The sequence below is a fragment of the Bifidobacterium minimum genome (assembly GCF_000741645.1).
Taxonomy (GTDB): Bacteria; Actinomycetota; Actinomycetes; order Actinomycetales; family Bifidobacteriaceae; genus Bifidobacterium; species Bifidobacterium minimum.
This window is the reverse complement of record NZ_JGZD01000004.1, coordinates 20,770-37,107: the sequence shown is the minus strand read 5'-3', so window position 1 is coordinate 37,107 and position 16,338 is coordinate 20,770. Positions and strand designations below refer to the sequence as shown.

14 protein-coding genes and 2 tRNA genes are annotated in these 16,338 nt (G+C 62.3%); 10 read left to right on the top strand and 6 right to left on the bottom strand.

Translation table 11 applies throughout. The features are described 5' to 3' along the window. Positions 1–93 precede the first annotated feature (93 nt). Together BMIN_RS00800 and ahpC are read right to left on the bottom strand one after the other, a co-directional pair. Positions 94–1,920: an FAD-dependent oxidoreductase gene (locus tag BMIN_RS00800; RefSeq protein ID WP_081648044.1), complete on the bottom strand. Its 1,827-nt coding sequence runs from the start codon at positions 1,918–1,920 to the stop codon at positions 94–96. 1 nt (position 1,921) lies between these two features. Further along, entirely contained in the window at positions 1,922–2,485 is a 564-nt protein-coding gene (gene ahpC, locus BMIN_RS00795) for an alkyl hydroperoxide reductase subunit C (RefSeq protein WP_022861517.1), read from the bottom strand. Positions 2,486–2,934: 449 nt separating this feature from the next. Here ahpC and BMIN_RS00790 point away from each other — a divergent pair, with 449 nt between their 5' ends. The 3 genes from BMIN_RS00790 (at position 2,935) to BMIN_RS00780 (ending at position 5,822) form a co-directional block, all read left to right on the top strand. Further along, on the top strand, positions 2,935–3,672 hold the full coding sequence (locus BMIN_RS00790; RefSeq protein WP_238565563.1) for a carbonic anhydrase: 738 nt from the start codon (positions 2,935–2,937) through the stop codon (positions 3,670–3,672). Between the two features lie 304 nt (positions 3,673–3,976). Then, positions 3,977–5,290, top strand: coding sequence for a hemolysin family protein (locus tag BMIN_RS00785; protein ID WP_022861519.1), 1,314 nt, complete (start codon positions 3,977–3,979; stop codon positions 5,288–5,290). Positions 5,291–5,342: 52 nt separating this feature from the next. Further along, positions 5,343–5,822, top strand: coding sequence for a Dps family protein (locus tag BMIN_RS00780; protein ID WP_022861520.1), 480 nt, complete (start codon positions 5,343–5,345; stop codon positions 5,820–5,822). 143 nt (positions 5,823–5,965) lie between these two features. On the opposite strand, the gene BMIN_RS00775 is transcribed toward BMIN_RS00780, so the two are convergent. Next, entirely contained in the window at positions 5,966–6,823 is an 858-nt protein-coding gene (locus tag BMIN_RS00775) for an SDR family oxidoreductase (protein WP_022861521.1), read from the bottom strand. Further along, complete coding sequence (locus BMIN_RS00770; RefSeq protein ID WP_026647550.1) at positions 6,817–8,142, bottom strand: aminotransferase class III-fold pyridoxal phosphate-dependent enzyme; 1,326 nt, start codon at positions 8,140–8,142, stop codon at positions 6,817–6,819. The genes BMIN_RS00775 and BMIN_RS00770 overlap by 7 nt, the downstream gene beginning before the upstream one ends. Before the next feature lie 247 nt (positions 8,143–8,389). Here BMIN_RS00770 and BMIN_RS00765 point away from each other — a divergent pair, with 247 nt between their 5' ends. Continuing rightward, on the top strand, positions 8,390–9,961 hold the full coding sequence (locus tag BMIN_RS00765) for an aminotransferase-like domain-containing protein (RefSeq protein ID WP_022861523.1): 1,572 nt from the start codon (positions 8,390–8,392) through the stop codon (positions 9,959–9,961). On the opposite strand, the gene BMIN_RS00760 is transcribed toward BMIN_RS00765, so the two are convergent. Further along, positions 9,873–10,502: a M48 family metallopeptidase gene (locus BMIN_RS00760; RefSeq protein WP_033507931.1), complete on the bottom strand. Its 630-nt coding sequence runs from the start codon at positions 10,500–10,502 to the stop codon at positions 9,873–9,875. The genes BMIN_RS00765 and BMIN_RS00760 overlap by 89 nt on opposite strands. A 143-nt stretch (positions 10,503–10,645) precedes the next feature. On the opposite strand from BMIN_RS00760, the gene BMIN_RS00755 reads away from it, so the two are divergent. Beyond that, positions 10,646–10,719, top strand: a tRNA-Ile gene (locus BMIN_RS00755). 77 nt (positions 10,720–10,796) lie between these two features. Next, positions 10,797–10,869 (top strand) — tRNA-Ala (locus tag BMIN_RS00750). Between the two features lie 122 nt (positions 10,870–10,991). Here BMIN_RS00750 and BMIN_RS00745 read toward each other — a convergent pair. Next, positions 10,992–11,360, bottom strand: a complete 369-nt coding sequence (locus tag BMIN_RS00745) for an ArsR/SmtB family transcription factor (protein ID WP_026647551.1) — start codon at positions 11,358–11,360, stop codon at positions 10,992–10,994. An 89-nt stretch (positions 11,361–11,449) separates the two neighbouring features. On the opposite strand from BMIN_RS00745, the gene arsB reads away from it, so the two are divergent. Genes arsB through BMIN_RS00725 form a run of 4 tightly spaced genes read left to right on the top strand, consistent with a single transcriptional unit; the run spans position 11,450 to position 16,254 of the window. Beyond that, positions 11,450–12,574, top strand: a complete 1,125-nt coding sequence (arsB, locus tag BMIN_RS00740) for an ACR3 family arsenite efflux transporter (RefSeq protein ID WP_022861526.1) — start codon at positions 11,450–11,452, stop codon at positions 12,572–12,574. Positions 12,575–12,627: 53 nt separating this feature from the next. Then, positions 12,628–13,041 carry an arsenite efflux transporter metallochaperone ArsD gene (gene arsD / locus BMIN_RS00735; protein ID WP_022861527.1) on the top strand — a complete coding sequence of 138 codons (414 nt, stop codon included), beginning with the start codon at positions 12,628–12,630 and terminating at the stop codon, positions 13,039–13,041. A 30-nt stretch (positions 13,042–13,071) separates the two neighbouring features. Continuing rightward, positions 13,072–14,862 carry an arsenical pump-driving ATPase gene (gene arsA, locus BMIN_RS00730; RefSeq protein ID WP_022861528.1) on the top strand — a complete coding sequence of 597 codons (1,791 nt, stop codon included), beginning with the start codon at positions 13,072–13,074 and terminating at the stop codon, positions 14,860–14,862. 27 nt (positions 14,863–14,889) lie between these two features. Next, positions 14,890–16,254, top strand: coding sequence for an FAD-dependent oxidoreductase (locus BMIN_RS00725; protein WP_022861529.1), 1,365 nt, complete (start codon positions 14,890–14,892; stop codon positions 16,252–16,254). Positions 16,255–16,338 lie beyond the last annotated feature (84 nt).

Sequence of the window (16,338 nt, the reverse complement as noted above, 5' to 3'; positions counted from 1 at the left end):
TTTGAAACGGCCACCTACACAGAACCGGGGTTCCATGAGTTGCGCGCTCATGGAACCCCGGTTCTGTGATGTTCGGATTTATCGTCGCCGGAGTCACGCCCCGATCAAATCGAGCATCTGGGGGACGCTCTTCTTCCCGAACTCGACCTTTCGCGATCCATCCCCGCCTGTGATGACGATGCAGGGCACGCTCATGACGTTGTACTTGTCCTTGAGCTCAGGGAAATGCGCCAGATCGTAGGCTTCCGCGCGAACGTTCGGGTTAGAGGCCGCGATCCGCTGCGAGGAAAGCACGGTCGTGGGACACATCGTGCAGGTAAGCGACACCAGAAGCATCACGTCAACCGGATCCTTGATCGACTCGATGCGGGACTCGGTGTCCGCGTCGACCTTCTGTCCCGGCCCGGCGGCATTGTACAGCCCCAGCACGAACGAATTGAACTCGTGCCCACTGGGAACCCCGTGGAAGGCCATCCCCGTCGGGACCACCGAACCATCCGGACGGGTGGCGCAGATTCGCACCTCAGGACGGCTCCGAGGAAGCGCGGCATCGGAATCGAATATCGCCCGGCCCGCGTCGTCCTGCGTGGCCGGATCATCATGGTCAACGGACAGCTTCCCCGAACTCAGCGAGGCCAGCTCATCGACGAACCCTTCCAGCTCCTTGGACAACGGCGTGCCGTCCAGGGAAAGACGCAGCACGACCGGATGCGCCATACGCCCGAAAACGACGCCAAGCTGCTGACGGATGGCATCGTCGAAGAAGCCCGACGACCCCTTGGCGGCCGCAGTAGCGTCGGTGGACGTCGACACGGGAGCAGGAGCGGGAGAAGATTGCGCGGCATCGGCGGCCGCAGCCTCCTTCGCCTTCTCCTTCTCGTAGTTCGATTCCGCGGGGCGTGGAGGGACGATGCCGGTTTTGGCGCTCATCTGCGACGCATACCGTTCCAGTTCCACTGCCGCAATGGCACCATCAGCCGTAGCGGTGACGACCTGGCGAAGATTCTTCACGCGCAGATCACCGGCCGCATAGACTCCGGGAGCGGATGTCTCCATATATCCATGAGTGACCACATAGCCATGGGAATCAAGCGCCACGACGTCACGAAGGAGATCCGTCTGCGGGACATAACCCGCGAACACGAAGACGCCGAAGGTTCCGTCATCCGCAGGATGCCAGGATTCCCGCTTGCCCGTGTGGACGTCCTTCAGCTCGGCCTCGACCAAACCACCCTGACCGGCGGACACCCCCTCAAGCTCGGTGTGGTACCGCACCTCGATCTTGGGATGCTCCTTGGCCTCGGCCGACACGGATGCATCGCAGGTGAAGTCGTCCTCACGGACCAACACAGTGACCTTGCTTGCATACTTCGTAAGGAAAACGGACTCCTCGGCGGCCGCAAAGCCTCCTCCGACAACCAAGACCTCGCGATTCGTGAAGAACTCGCCATCGCAGGTGGCGCAATAGGCCACACCACGGCCTGCGTATTCCTCCTCCCCCGCGAAGCCGATTTTGCGGGGGCTCGCGCCGGTCGCCACCAGCACACCAAAGGCCCTGACGTCGCCACGCGACGTGTGCACGGTTTTGATATCGCCGTCCACATCCAGACCGGTGGCCTCGGCCGCTCGGAACTCCGCCCCGAAATTCTCTGCCTGACGCCGCATGGTCTCGGTGAGCTTCGCACCGTCGGTACTGATGATGCCGGGATAGTTCACCACATCAGCCGTGATGGCTATCTGCCCGCCATAATCCGCCCGTTCGAGGATGAGCACACGGTACCGCGCCCTCGCCAGATAAAGGCCCGCCGTCAGTCCGGCCGGACCTCCACCGATGACGACGACGTCGTACACGTCCGCGGGACGCGACGTGTCCACACCAGACGATGCCGTTTCAGACGATGCCGTTTCAGACGAACCCATATCAGAGCTCCCCAACGAGATCGAGGCTGGGGGCGATGGTGTCCTCGCCGGGGGTCCACTTGGCCGGGCAGACCTGATCGCCGTGCTCATAGACGAACTGGCTTGCCTGCACCCGGCGCAGCAGCTCCTCCGCGTTCCGTCCGACGTTGGACGAAATGACCTCGTACGCAACGACCTTGCCCTCGGGGTTGATGATGAAGTCGCCACGCTCGGCCTGTCCCAGCTCCTCGTTGTAGGTGTCGAGGTCGCGAGCCAGCAGAGCCGTGGGGTCGGCGAGCATGGGGTATTGAATCTTCGCGATCTTCTCGTTGGCGTCGTGCCACGCCTTATGCACGAAATGGGTGTCGTGCGAGACCGAGTAGATCTCGCAGCCTATCTTCTTGAAGTCCTCGTACTTGTCGGCCAGATCCTCAAGCTCCGTAGGACACACAAACGTGAAGTCCGCGGGATAGAAGAAGAACACCGACCAGTGGCCCAGGACATCCTTCTTGCTGACCTCATGGAAGTCGTCGTTCTGGAAGGCGTTGACCGTGAAATCCGTCAGTTCATGCTGAAGCATCGTCATGATAATCCTCATTACCTTGTTCTTTGAGGCCGAAGCGCCGGCCTTTGTGCCATCGACGCCAGACGGAAACAACCGATCGGGAAACACGCCATCGCGCCGTTTTCCGTAAGACGTCCGTAGCTCCATGCTATCGCCGCGGACAGGGTTACGTCAGGGGGAAAACTGTGGGAAGGGTCACAATCACGGACGCATGGTCGTATCGGTTAAGGACGTTTCACGTGAAACACAGAGTTCGACGAATACGTCCGGCACAGCAGGCACAGCTGCGGCACAATTCCCCGGCAGGCGGATCCCGCGCGATCGAACCCACCTAATCGAACCCGCGCAATCAGTTTGGAAGACCGAGGCTCTAGGATGTCACTAGGATCTCAACGAATGGGGTTCCAACGATTCGGGCCCCACAATTCGGGTCCCGATGCAAAAGCGCATGATTGAACCGGATGGAGAGCATGATGAGCGGGGAAACGACCAACAATGCTGGCTCACAGGAGAATTCAGACGGCACGGATCCCACCAGACGCACGCCACTCTCGGCGACCGAGGCCGGCGGCGGATCCTCGGAGCATGAGTCCACCGCCAACGCGACGTGGAGCCGTCTTCTTGCCGGAAACAGACGGTTCGCACAGGGGCAGCCCGAGCATCCCTGGCAGGATCCGGCAACACGCGAGTCCCTCATCGACGCCCAACACCCGGACGCCGCGGTTCTGAGCTGCGGCGATTCACGCGTCCCTCCGGAGATCATCTTCGATCAGGGGTTGGGCGACATGTTCGTGGTGCGGACGGCGGGGGAGGTTCTCGATTCCGCGGTGGTCTCATCGCTTGAGTTCGCGGTCGACACCCTTCACACCAGTCTTGTGGTCGTATTGGGGCATGAGCACTGTGGCGCCATCCAAAGCGCCGTTGCCGCGCTGAGTCCCTTGGATGAGGAGCGTCTTGACGAGCTGGATCGTCTGGTGACGGATTCCCCCTCGCCCATCATCAGATCCGTGGGCGGCTCCGTCCTCGAATCACGGCGGGCGGGGCTTGACGATACGGATGACTTCGAACGCGTCCACATCGCCCGGACCATCGAACGGTTGGTCACGGAGTCGGAATCCATCAGTGCGGCTTTGGGTGAGGGACGGTTGCGCATCGTGGGGGCACGATACCGCGTGTCCGATGGCGTGGTGGAGGTGCTGTCGTTCTAGCCCATGCCGGCACCCACGTGCTTGCGAGTATCGGAACCCCCGTATGCTCCGTGGAATCCCCGTTCCGTCTCCATGCGTCTCACCAGCATGGCCCACGTGTCTCACCTGCGCTGCTCCGCGTACCCCCGCGTCACCCAGCGCATGATCTCGCCGCCCTGCGCTACATCCCGCCCGCGCTACATCCCGCCTGCACCACATCCCGTTTACCCGAATCAGGCATGATTTCCGAACACGCGAACACGCGATATAAGCGAATAAGCGATATAAGACAGGGTGCACCCGGGATGACGCTAGAGTTGGGAATATGTCGCTGGGTCTGAACATTCTGCTGGTTTTCGTCTTCCTCCTCCTCGGTTCCGTGTTCTCCGGAACCGAGCTCGCACTGGTGAGCCTCCGTGGATCCCAGATCGACCAGATGGAGCAGGAGGATGCGCGTGGGGCGCGCGTGGCAGCCATCGCGCGCGACCCCAACACCTTTCTGTCCACCGTTCAGATCGGCGTGACGCTGTCGGGTTTCCTGTCGGCGTCCTTCGGCGAATCCGCCATCTCGCCATCACTCGTGCCCGTGGTCGAAAGCTGGGGTGTTCCTGCCCATGTCGCGAATCCCCTCACCACGGTCGCTCTCACCCTCATCATCTCCTACTGCTCGATCGTCCTCTCCGAAATGGTCCCCAAACGCATCGCCATGCAGCGCACAGAGCAGATAGCACGAGCCGTGGTGCCCGCCATTGACGTCTTCGCCACGATCTGCCGACCGATCATCTGGCTTATCGGCAAGAACACCGATGGCATCGTCCGGCTCATGGGATTCGACCCGAACGAAACGGAAAGCGAGGTATCCGACGACGAGCTTCGCGTTCTGGTGAACACCAACTCACGGCTGAGCAAGGATGAGCGGACCATCCTCGACGACGTATTCGACGCATCCGAAACGATTGTGGCCGAGGTCATGCGCCCCCGAGCGGACGTGGTGTTCCTGGACGGCAACCAGTCGCTGTCGGACGCCGCCACCTACGTGCGGAATATGCCCTATTCGCGATATCCCGTGACCGGCAAGGACTTCGACGACGTGCTGGGGTTCGTCCACGTGCGCGACCTTCTTGACGTGCGCGATCCCAACGCCAAAACCGTGGCGGACGTGACGCGCGAAGGCATATCGCTGCCCGGCACCTCCAAGCTCCTTCCCAGTCTGGAGCTGCTGCGCAAGCGGGGAATCCATCTGGCGGTCGTTATCGACGAATACGGCGGAACCGATGGCATCGTGACGCTCGAGGACATGACCGAAGAGCTGGTCGGCGACATTCGCGATGAATACGACCTACCGGGCGACAACTCGTCAGCGGAGGGAGCAAGCGCGTTCGTCAACGGAGTCGCGACCGTCGACGGCGGCACCACACTTGAGGACTTCGCGGATCTGACCGGCATAGTGCTGGATGACGGTCCATACGAGACCGTGGCTGGATATTTCCTTGCGCATACGGGCAAAATGGGCGAAGTGGGCGATGTGCTTCACACGGATGACGGCTACGACATGGTCATCACCAAGGTGGATGGTCGACGAATCGACACCGTGGAGGTCCGCCGTCAGATCAACCTTCCGGAAAACTCACGCGAATAGGACTCAGCCACTACAATAACAAGCACCGTTTCATATTAGGAAAGGACGGATCATGACACTCTCATTCGTGGTACCCGGTCTTGATGAAGCCGCATCGGAAAAGATCATCGCCATTCTCTCGAACCGCTTGGCCCAGGAGCAGGAGGCGGCGCTCGTCCTCAAGCACGCGCATTGGAACGTCACCGGCCCCAACTTCATCGCCGTTCACGAGATGATCGACCCCGAGGTCGATGCCGTGCTTGCGCAGGCCGACGAAACCGCCGAACGCATCTCCACTCTGGGCGGATCACCTGACGGACGCCCCGACGCGATCGTCCGTCAGCGCACATGGAAGGGCGTCGATCTGACAGGGCGCAGACCCACCGCCGACTATCTCAAGGCCCTGATCGACTATTACGACGTTTTCATCGCCGACGACCGCAAGGCCATCGCCGAGCTGGACGAGCTGGATGTCATCAGCTCCAACATCATCCAGGACCACGTCCAGGAGCTCGAGAAGTTCCAGTGGTTCATGCGGAGCCATCTGGAGTAAGCCCTAGCCCTCGGACTAAGCCGCGAATCGCGCTGATGCAAGGCGCGGTCCGCTTGCGTGAATCCATCAGGCGGCACCACCCATCACGGTGGTGCCGCCTGTGTCATCTACCCGGCTGGCGGCAGGCTGCTATCGACTACCGACTACCGGCGGAAAACCTTCGTATACGAGCCTTCGGCACGAGGACGGACCACGATCGAGTCCACATCCACCGTGTCCGGCTGGTCCAGAGCCCAGCGCACGCATTCGGCGATGTCCTCGGCCTCCAGCGGATCCGGAACACCGTCGTAGACGCTTGCCGCGCGCTCGGCATCACCATGGAAACGCTTCAGCGAGAACTCCTCGGTACGAACCATGCCAGGCGATATGTCAACGATGCGGACGGGCTCGCCGATCTGCTCGAGCCTGAGCACCCTGGCCATGACCCGTTCGGCGAATTTCGACGCGCAGTAGCCGCCTCCGCCCTCATACGGTTCGATCCCCGCGGTGGACGAGATGAACAGAACCGTGCCGCCTCCGGCCGCCCGTTTCAGTACCGGAAGCAGCTTCTGGGTGATCCGCAGGGTCCCCAACACGTTGAGCTCATACATCGAACGCCAGTCGTCAAGATCCGCCGTCGCCACGGGATCCTTGCCCAGCGCCCCTCCCGCGCAGTTGATCAGAGCCTTCGCCCCGCCAGTCTTCTCGATCGCCGCCACGGCAGCCGACGTGGAGTCCTCATCGGTGATATCGCACACGCGGTAGTCGCAGGCATCGCCCAGTTCATCCGACAGGGCCGCCAACCTATCCTCACGCCGGGCCAGCGCCGTGACGGACCAGCCGTCGGCCACCAACGCGCGAACGGTGGCCTCGCCTATTCCGCTAGACGCGCCGGTGACGACGGCACGCCGCATCGATCCCGGACCGACCCCCCGTCCTTTATCGCCGTTCCCGTTTCCGTCGTGATCGCGACTACCATCATCGCGATCGTCATGATCATTCATCGAGGATTTATTCAGCATCCGGCCTCCTTCAAAGCTTTCTCCAGCATATCCACGCCGTCCGCGGCCTCGTCAGGCGTGATCACGCAGGGCGGAGTGACATGGATTCTGTTCGCATGGACGCCGATCACCACGCCGATCTCATGCCCCGCCCGCACGATGGCGCCCATCGTCGCATCGTCGAGTGGCTTTCTGCTCGATCTATCGGCAACCATCTCCACGGCCCAGAAGACGCCCTTCCCCCTGATCTCGCCGATCTTCGGATGGCCATCCATCAGGGCAGTCAGCCGCGGTCCGAGAACCTTCTCGCCGACGTCATGCGCGTTGTCGACGATATGCTCGCTTTCCATCGCCTCCTGCGCCGCGACAATCGCCCCCATCGCCAGAGGATGCCCCGAGTAGGTCAGTCCTCCCGGGAACACCACGTCATCAAAATGCGCGGCGACGTCATGGGACATGATCACACCGCCCGCAGGCACATACCCCGAATTGCATCCTTTGGCGAAGGTGATGATGTCAGGCGTGTATCCGTAATCATCCAACGCCATCCAGAATCCCGTCCGGCCGAATCCCGTCATCACCTCATCGGTGATCATCAGAATCCCATAACGCCGGGTGATCTCGCGGACACCGCGGAAGTAGTCCTGCGGAGGGATCAGGATTCCCGCGGTTCCGGGAATCGATTCCAGAAGGACGGCGGCTATGGTGTCGGGCCCCTCGAACTGGATGACATGCTCGAGATGGCGCAGAGCCCGGTCGCATTCCTCCTGCTCGGTCGTGGCGCTGAACTCCGAACGGTACAGATACGGCGTGAAGACGTGGACATGGCCGCGCGCGTAGTCGTTGGGCTTGCGCCGCCAATCCCCCGTGGCGCTGATGGCGGATCCGGTGTTCCCGTGATAGCTGCGGTACGAGGAGATGATCTTGTCGCGCCCGGTGACGAGGCGAGCCGCCCTCATGGCGTTTTCGTTGGCGTCGGCGCCGGCGTTCGTGAAGAACACCTTGTCGAATCCCTCGGGCGCCCGTCTCGCCACCAGCGACGCCGCCCGGCCCCGCGCGAGATTGGCGTAGTCGGGACCGATGGTGCACAGAAGCTCGGCCTGTTTGCGTATTCCGGCGATCACCGCGGGAAGCTGGTATCCGATGTTGACGTTCACCTGCTGGCTGGTCAGATCGAGCCGGTCGCGCCCGTCCGCGAACCGCAGCCACGAGCCGTGCCCGCCGACTATCTCCTCGGGATGCAGATTCCGCTGCGCATGCCATGTATGGAACACGTGCCGCCTGTCCAACGCGACCGCATCGTCCCATATCGTCGTATCCGACGACAGATCATGTCCCATATCGTCTCCTTCGTAGTTCCCTATGCATGCGCGGTTCTCCATGTATGGCTCCGCATGCCCAGTTCTGTCATTATCCTTATTGGACATTTCGCAAGTCAGAGAACAATTTCCCGCAAATTGCCGCAGCGTTACGGAGATAAAAAGAAGAATATCGATAATCGTGTTATCGTTCTCGTTGATCATAAACGCCAGCCGACCATGAGACCCCAGCGATGATCCGGCGCACACACGATGATTCGAGGCAGGAATGGTGGATACACGGCAGGGATCCGACGCCACCCCAGACCTCGCCGGCATGATGCTGACCGTCACGACGTCGCCCACACCGCACCGCATCATCGAATCGATCACCTCGCTCGCCATATCGGGGATACTTCGCGAAGGGCAGCGTCTGCCCACCGTCCGCGACCTCGCCCGGCAGCTACACGTCAGCCCCGCCACCGTTTCCACGGCCTATCACGCCCTGGCGAGATCCGGCGTCATACGATCCCGCGGCCGCGCCGGCACCTTTGTCCTCCGCCAATCACACGCGGAAGGTTCCCTCCATGAATCGACGCGCGATACGCCCGGCCATGACCGGCCCGTCATGGATCTGTCCACGGGAACACCGGATTCCGCCCTTCTTCCGGACATCAGACCATTCCTCCAAAAGCTGGGAAAGCGCAAGGCCTTCGTCAACTCGTACGACGGGCCGATGATCCTCCCTCTTCTGGAATCCGCGCTCCGTCGCTCATGGCCCTACGATCCCGAATCGATGACGATGGTCTCCGGAGGCGGCGACGGATTGGCGCTGGCCATCGAATCCTTCCTTCATCCCGGCGATTTCGCGATCACCGAAAGTCCCACGTATCCGCTGATCCTCGATCTCATCGAGGCGCAGGGAGCCATCCCCGTCGGAATCGGCATGGACTCCCACGGGATGATTCCGGCGGATCTGGACAGGGCCCTGACGGTGATCACGCAGCCCCGACCCGGAGCCGACGACAATCGCTACCGCGTGGGAATGATCGTCCTCCAGCCGCGAGCGCAAAACCCCACTGGCGCGAGTCTTGACGAAACACGCGCCGAGGAGCTGGCCGACGTGCTGCGGTCGCATTACCCGCAGGCCCACGATCCCGAACCAGGCGATCGTGGTCCGGACCTGGGCCCGCGTCACCGCCCGACTGACGACGACCACGCGATGCCGTTTGTCCTCGAGGACGACCACAGCGGAGACGTCGCCAACGCCTTCGCGGTGTCGTTGGCCACGCACATTCCGCAGCAGGTCATCCACATCCGCAGCTTCTCCAAATCCCATGGCCCCGATCTTCGGCTTGCCGCACTGTCCGGAAGCGCCGCAACGGTCGACGCCATCATCGCCAGACGGCGGCGAGGGGCCGGATGGGTGAGCCGCTTTCTGCAGGAGATCCTCTACGAGATGCTCGCGGACAAGAGCACGTTCGACAGGATCATCGGCGCCCGGCACACCTATGCGATGCGCCAGAGGACGATGAGCGCGCTGCTGGAAAAACAGGGACTGGCCATTCGAACCGGAGACGGACTGAACATATGGATACCCGTCACGGACGAGGACGCGGCGCGGAGGATACTGGCCGCGAACGGCATTCGCGTGACCGGCGGAGCGGCTTTCATACCTCGCTTCCGAGTCGGAACCGCCGCGGAATCGGGACCGGGGATGCGCGTCACGATCTCGGATCAGTCCACGCTGACCGATGAGGTCGCCGAATCCATCAGCAAGGCCGCGACGGCGACGGCAGAACCCGTTGGCGATTCATCTCGCGACGCACGCCGCGCCAACCCGGCAGCCACCCATCCATAAGACGTTGGAAACGCTCGCCATGCCCCCGCGCCCACAGGTGCGTCATCTCATGCACCACCACGTATTCGAGGAACTTCGGCTCCATCAGGCCAAGCTGAAGGTTGAGGCGTATTCGGCCCGTCGCCGGGGTGCAGGAACCCCACCGGGTCGTCATCTTCCGGATGGTGACCGCCGATGGGGATCTGCCGACGATGGGCCGCCACCGTGCGAGAAGACCGGGAAGCCGCTGCTCGATGACGCGTCGGGCCGCGGCCTCGGCATCCGGAGTCCACACGAGGACGTCGCCATTCGCCTCGGCGTCGAGAATCCGCGAACGCTGGACGGTGATCCAACCGGCTTTTGAGCGCACGAAAGCGGCGATCCGCTCGTCACCGAGATCCGCCGGCGCGGACACCACGACCATCGCCCCCTGAGGGCGCACCCGAAGATACATGTTTGCGATGCGTTTGCGTAGGACCGTCACCGCCAGTCCATCAACGATGATGGTGCTCTCATGCAGGACCGGCCGTCGTGCATGCGTGGTGGATCGTCGTCGTGGCATGACTGGTATTGTGCCGCGGGGAGGGGACGGCCGATCATGCGAACGCACAACCTCCGCCATCAGCACGACACGCTATATGGCGTCTTGACAGTACTCGTGACACTGGTTATCCTAGCTATTTGTGCGCTTTATGGCGCGCTAGCGGGCCCGTAGCTCAGGTGGTTAGAGCGCATCCCTGATAAGGATGAGGTCGGAGGTTCAAGTCCTCCCGGGCCCACAGGCAAGAATTCAGCGGCAAGTGTTTTGCCGCTCTTTTTTTCGCCGGCATGGATGATTCTCATCGGATATGCATTTGGGGCTATGGCGCAGCTGGTAGCGCATCTGCTTTGCAAGCAGAGGGTCGCCGGTTCGAACCCGGCTAGCTCCACAGATGGTCTTCGGGGACGATTCCCCGAAGGCCTTTTTTCATGCCGAAATCCGGCTAGTTGCATCTGTCCATTGTTCCCTGCCTTCGCTGGGACAGTGCGCGGATAGGCAGTCTGGAAAGTCTCAGCTGCATGGGTGGTTCAGGTTGGCGAGGCGCTGCCCGAGGTCATCGAGCGCCTCGGGCCTCATGGTGTAGTAGGTCCATTTTCCTTGCCGCTCTCGGGTCACGAAGCCGGATTCAGCCAGGAGCTTCATGTGGTGGGAAACGGTGGGCTGGGTCACGCCGAGCGGTGTAGTGAGGTCGCAGATGCAGGCCCTTCCCCCTGGATGAGCGGCAACGAGCTGCAAGAGCTGCAAGCGAGTAGGGTCTGAGAGCGCTTTCATTCTGCGCGCGAGGTCGCGGCTCTTGGCAGGGCAACGCAGCACTGTCGGTGTCGGCGTGCAGCAGGCATCCTGCTGACAGTTCGTAGGGTTCTGTTGCGTGGTGGTCATGTCTTCCAGTCTCCCACTCATATCGACAAACGTCTATACGTTGAGTCAGGATTAGTCATATAGATGTTTGTCTATGTTAGGAGGGTGCGATGCATGAGACCGGATTGGGTACGCCCGCAGTGGACGCGCGTCCGCGAAACCCTGCACGACTCGGGGCAGCCGATCGGCTGCTGCCGGTCTGGATTCTGACGGCGATGGCCGTGGGCGTGAGCCTGGGCCGGGTGTGGCCGGGGCTGGCAGGGCTCATCGACTCGGTGAAACTCGGTTCCACGAGCCTGCCGATCGCCGTGGGCCTCCTGCTGATGATGTACCCGCCGTTGGCAAAGGTCCGCTACGACCGGCTGGGTCGGGTGAGCCACGACCGTAGGCTGCTCATCGCATCCCTTGCCCTCAATTGGGTGGTTGGCCCGGCCCTCATGTTCACACTGGCCTGGCTGCTGATGCCCGACCTGCCCGAATACCGTACCGGCATCATCATCGTTGGACTGGCTCGCTGCATCGCGATGGTACTCATCTGGAACGACCTGGCCTGCGGGGATCGTGAGGCCGCCGCCGTTCTCGTCGCCCTCAACGCGATCTTCCAGATTCTCGCGTTCGCCGGTCTCGGCTGGTTCTATCTCCAGATACTGCCCGGCTGGCTCGGCCTGCCCACAACATCGGCCGGTTTCTCATTCTGGGCGATCGTCGAATCCGTGCTCGTATTCCTCGGCGTGCCACTGCTGGCCGGCTGGGCCAGCCGTGTGCTCGGAGAGCGTGCTAAGGGTCGTGCATGGTATGAGCGCCGGTTCCTTCCGCGGATCAGTCCACTGGCCACCTGGGGACTGCTGTTCACCGTGGTCGTGCTCTTCGCCATGCAAGGCGGACGCATCTCGCGTGAACCGTGGGACGTCGCCCGCATCGCGGCGCCGCTCGTCATCTATTTCGCGACCATGTTCACTCTCGGTTTCATCCTTGGCCACGCCCTGCGCCTTGGCTACGAGAAAACCACCACCCTCGCGTTCACCGGTGCCGGCAACAACTTCGAACTCGCGATCGCCGTGTGCGTGGGCACCTTCGGCGTCGTCTCGGGCCAGGCCCTGGCCGGCACCGTCGGCCCGCTGGTCGAAGTGCCGGTACTGCTCGGCCTCGTCTATGTCGCCTTGTGGCTACGGCCTCACCTGTTCCCACTCCACGACCGGACCGGCGACGACTTAGAACCGGTCAGGATTCAGTAAACACAACAAATAGTCAAGCCATTAACAAACAAGAAAGTAAGGAGCATCTCATCATGCAAAATACAACATCACACCAAGCGACTCAACTCCCTCGCATTGACGTTTATGAACCGGCAATGTGCTGCAGTTCCGGGGTTTGTGGCAGTGACCCGGATGCCACACTGATCGCGTTCACCGCCGACTGTGCGGCCATCACGGGCAATGGGATCTCGATAACGCGCCACAACCTTGCCAGCGAGCCGGAAAACTTCGTCGCAAACTCTCAGGTCCGCAACGCACTCGACAGTATCGGCTCACAGGCGCTGCCCATCGTCCAGGTCGACGGGCAGACGGTCCTTACCGGCACATACCCGACACGCGACCAACTATTCCGCATGGCAGGTATCGACGCGCCCTCGACAACCCCTGTCTCCGAGAACACAGCCGAACAGTCCGGATGCTGCTGCGGGGCAAGCGGATGCTGCTGAACCACGCCGCAGAATAGGGGACCAGAAACCATGAACCAACCCACCTTTCTTGACCACCTTCCCAAGTTCGCGTTCTTCACCGGCAAGGGCGGCGTCGGCAAGACGTCTGCGGCCTGCGCGACAGCGCTGACGCTGGCAGATCGAGGCGAAACGGTGCTGCTCGTGAGCACGGACCCTGCCTCGAACATTGGACAGGTCTTCGGCCAGCCAATCGGCAACCGGATCACGCCCCTGAGCGCCGCTCCCGGTGTCGATGCCCTGGAGATCGACCCGGAGGCCGCCGCCGCCGCATACCGTGAATCGATCATCAGCCCGGTACGCGGCCTGCTTCCAGAGCGTGAGATTCAAGCGATGACCGAACAATTGTCCGGGTCCTGCACAACCGAGATCGCATCCTTCAATGAATTCGCCGACCTCATCGCCGATTCCGACCGCACCGGCGGCTACGACCACGTGCTTTTCGACACGGCCCCCACAGGTCACACCATCCGACTCCTGGAGCTACCCGGCGACTGGAGCCAGTTCATCGACGAAGGCAAGGGCGACACCTCCTGCCTGGGCCCCATGGCCGGCCTCGAATCACGCCGCACCGTCTACCGCGCCACGGTCAATGCGCTCTCCGACCCAGCCCGCACCGTGCTCGTGCTCGTGCTCGTCGCCCGCGCCCAGCACTCGGCCATCCACGAAGCCGAGCGCACCAGTCGGGAACTCACAGCTCTCGGCATGGGCAACCAGCATCTACTCATCAATGCCCTCATGCCCGATCTCGACGACGATCCCTTGGCCGCCGCGATCCGCGACCAAGAGCACAGGGAACTCGCCGCACTCCCCAGCCGCCTCGCCCACCTGCCCCGCACCACGACCACGCTGCACGCGCGCAACGTCGTAGGTGCCGACCAGCTCCGTGAATTCTTCGCAACCACTCCCACGCATCCCGTACATTCCGCCTACCCCGCCCACGAACCCCCCAGGGACTATCCGCCCCTGGCGGACCTCGTGGACCAGTTGGCGGCGCAGACCCACGGCCTATTCATGACTCTAGGCAAGGGCGGAGTCGGCAAAACGACCGTCGCCACGGCGATCGCCGTGGCCCTTGCCGAACGCGGCAGCGACGTACTACTCACCACGACCGATCCCGCGGGAAACCTCACCGAGACGCTTAATGGCACCGTCGCGAACCTCACCATCGCGAAGATCGATCCCGATCAGGCTCTGCGCGAGTATCAAGACGAAGTCCTGGCCACCAAAGGAACCCGCCTTGACGCGACGGGCCGCGCCCAACTGATGGAAGACCTGCAATCCCCCTGCACCCAGGAGGTCGCCGTCTTCCGCAAGTTCTCTGAAGCCATCCGCGAAGCACATGATCGCATCGTTGTCATCGACACCGCGCCCAGCGGACACACGCTCCTGCTGCTCGACGCTACCGGCTCCTATCACCGCGAGATGCTCCATCAGATGGGGGACAATCTCACCGCCACCCCGTTGACACGGCTCCAGGACCCCGATTACGCGAAGATGATCATCGTCACACTGCCCGAGACGACACCCGTCCTCGAAGCCGAGCAACTGCAACGCGACCTCGAACGAGCATCCATCACCCCCTGGGCATGGGTCGTCAACCGCTCCGTTGCCGCCGCTCACCCCACCTCCGAATTCCTTCACACCGTCGCAGACGGGGAACTCCCCCAGATCAAACACGTTCAGCACCTCACCGAACGCATGGCCGTCGTTCCCCTGCTGCCCACACCCCCTATCGGGCAGGACATTCTGCACAGTCTCAGCCAGAGCGCCCCATTGGCGCGCTCCGCCTCCACCCGCTAACCACGACATCAAAGGACACCACGCGCCATGCGACTACTCATCATCGGCGGCTCGGACGCCGGCATCATGGCCGGCCTGCGCGCCCGACAACTCGACCCCCAGACCGACGTCACCCTCGTAGTCGCAGACCAGTATCCGAACTACTCTATCTGCGGCATCCCCTACCACCTCTCCGGCGACGTGCCCGACTGGCACGACCTCGCCCACCGCACCCAGACCGACCTCGAAGCAGCCGGGCTTGCCCTGCGCCTTGGCACCCGCGCCACCAACATCGACGCCCCCGCCCACACGATCAACGTGACCACACCCGACGGGGACCAAGACACGATCGGATACGACCGGCTCGTCGTGGCCACCGGAGCAAGACCCGCCGCCACCGGCATCACGGGCTTGACCGGTCCCGATGCTCTCGGCCCTGCAGACTGCGTGCATCAGCTTCACACCATCGACCAGATGCACGCAGTCCAGCGCACCCTCGTCACCCGGCATCCCCGCCGCGCCGTCATCATCGGCGCCGGCTACATCGGCCTCGAAATGGCAGAAGCCCTCACCCGGCGTGGCCTGGACGTAACCATGCTGCAACACGGCCCCGAAGTCCTCTCCACCCTCGACACTGACCTCGCATCCCTCGTCCACAGCGAGCTCGTCCACCACGGTGTCCACGTACACCTCAATACCAGTGTACGCAGCATCCAACGCGGCGAACGCGGCCCGGTCGTCATCAGTGACGACCCCACCGGCACCCAGAAAATCAGCACCGATCTCGTCATCGCCGTCACTGGAATACGCCCCAACACGAGCCTGCTCACGATGGCCGGAGCCACGACAGGGCCAGGCGCAGCGATCACAGTCGACGACCAGATGCGCACCAGCCTGCCCGATATCTACGCGGCCGGTGACTGTGTGATCACCAAACACCGTTTACTCGGCAATACATGGATGCCATTAGGCACCACAGCCCACAAACAAGGCCGCATTGCCGGAGAGAATGCCGCCGGCGGCGATGCCACCTTCAAGGGCGTCCTCGGCACGCAAGCGGTCAAGGTCTTCGATCTCGTCGCCGCAAGTACCGGACTGCGCCAGACCGACGCCCAAAGTGCCAGACTTCCCGCACGCTCGGTGACAGCCACGGTCGACGACCACAAAGCCTACTACCCAGGCTCACACCCAATCACCATCCGACTCACCGCAGACCCCACCACCGGCCAATTACTCGGAGGCCAACTCGTAGGAACCTACGGCAGTGAAGTCTCCAAACGTGCCGACGTGATCGCAACCGCCATATTCGCAGGACTCACCATCCAGCAGTTATCCGACCTCGATCTCTCCTACACACCACCCCTCGCCGCACCATGGGACGCCATTCAGACAACCGCACAACACTGGCAATAATCCTCAGAAAACAATTCCTATGTGCTGAGACGATTTGCTCTCACATCAAAATTCCATCTGAACCAAGATTCTTGTCGGTAAACT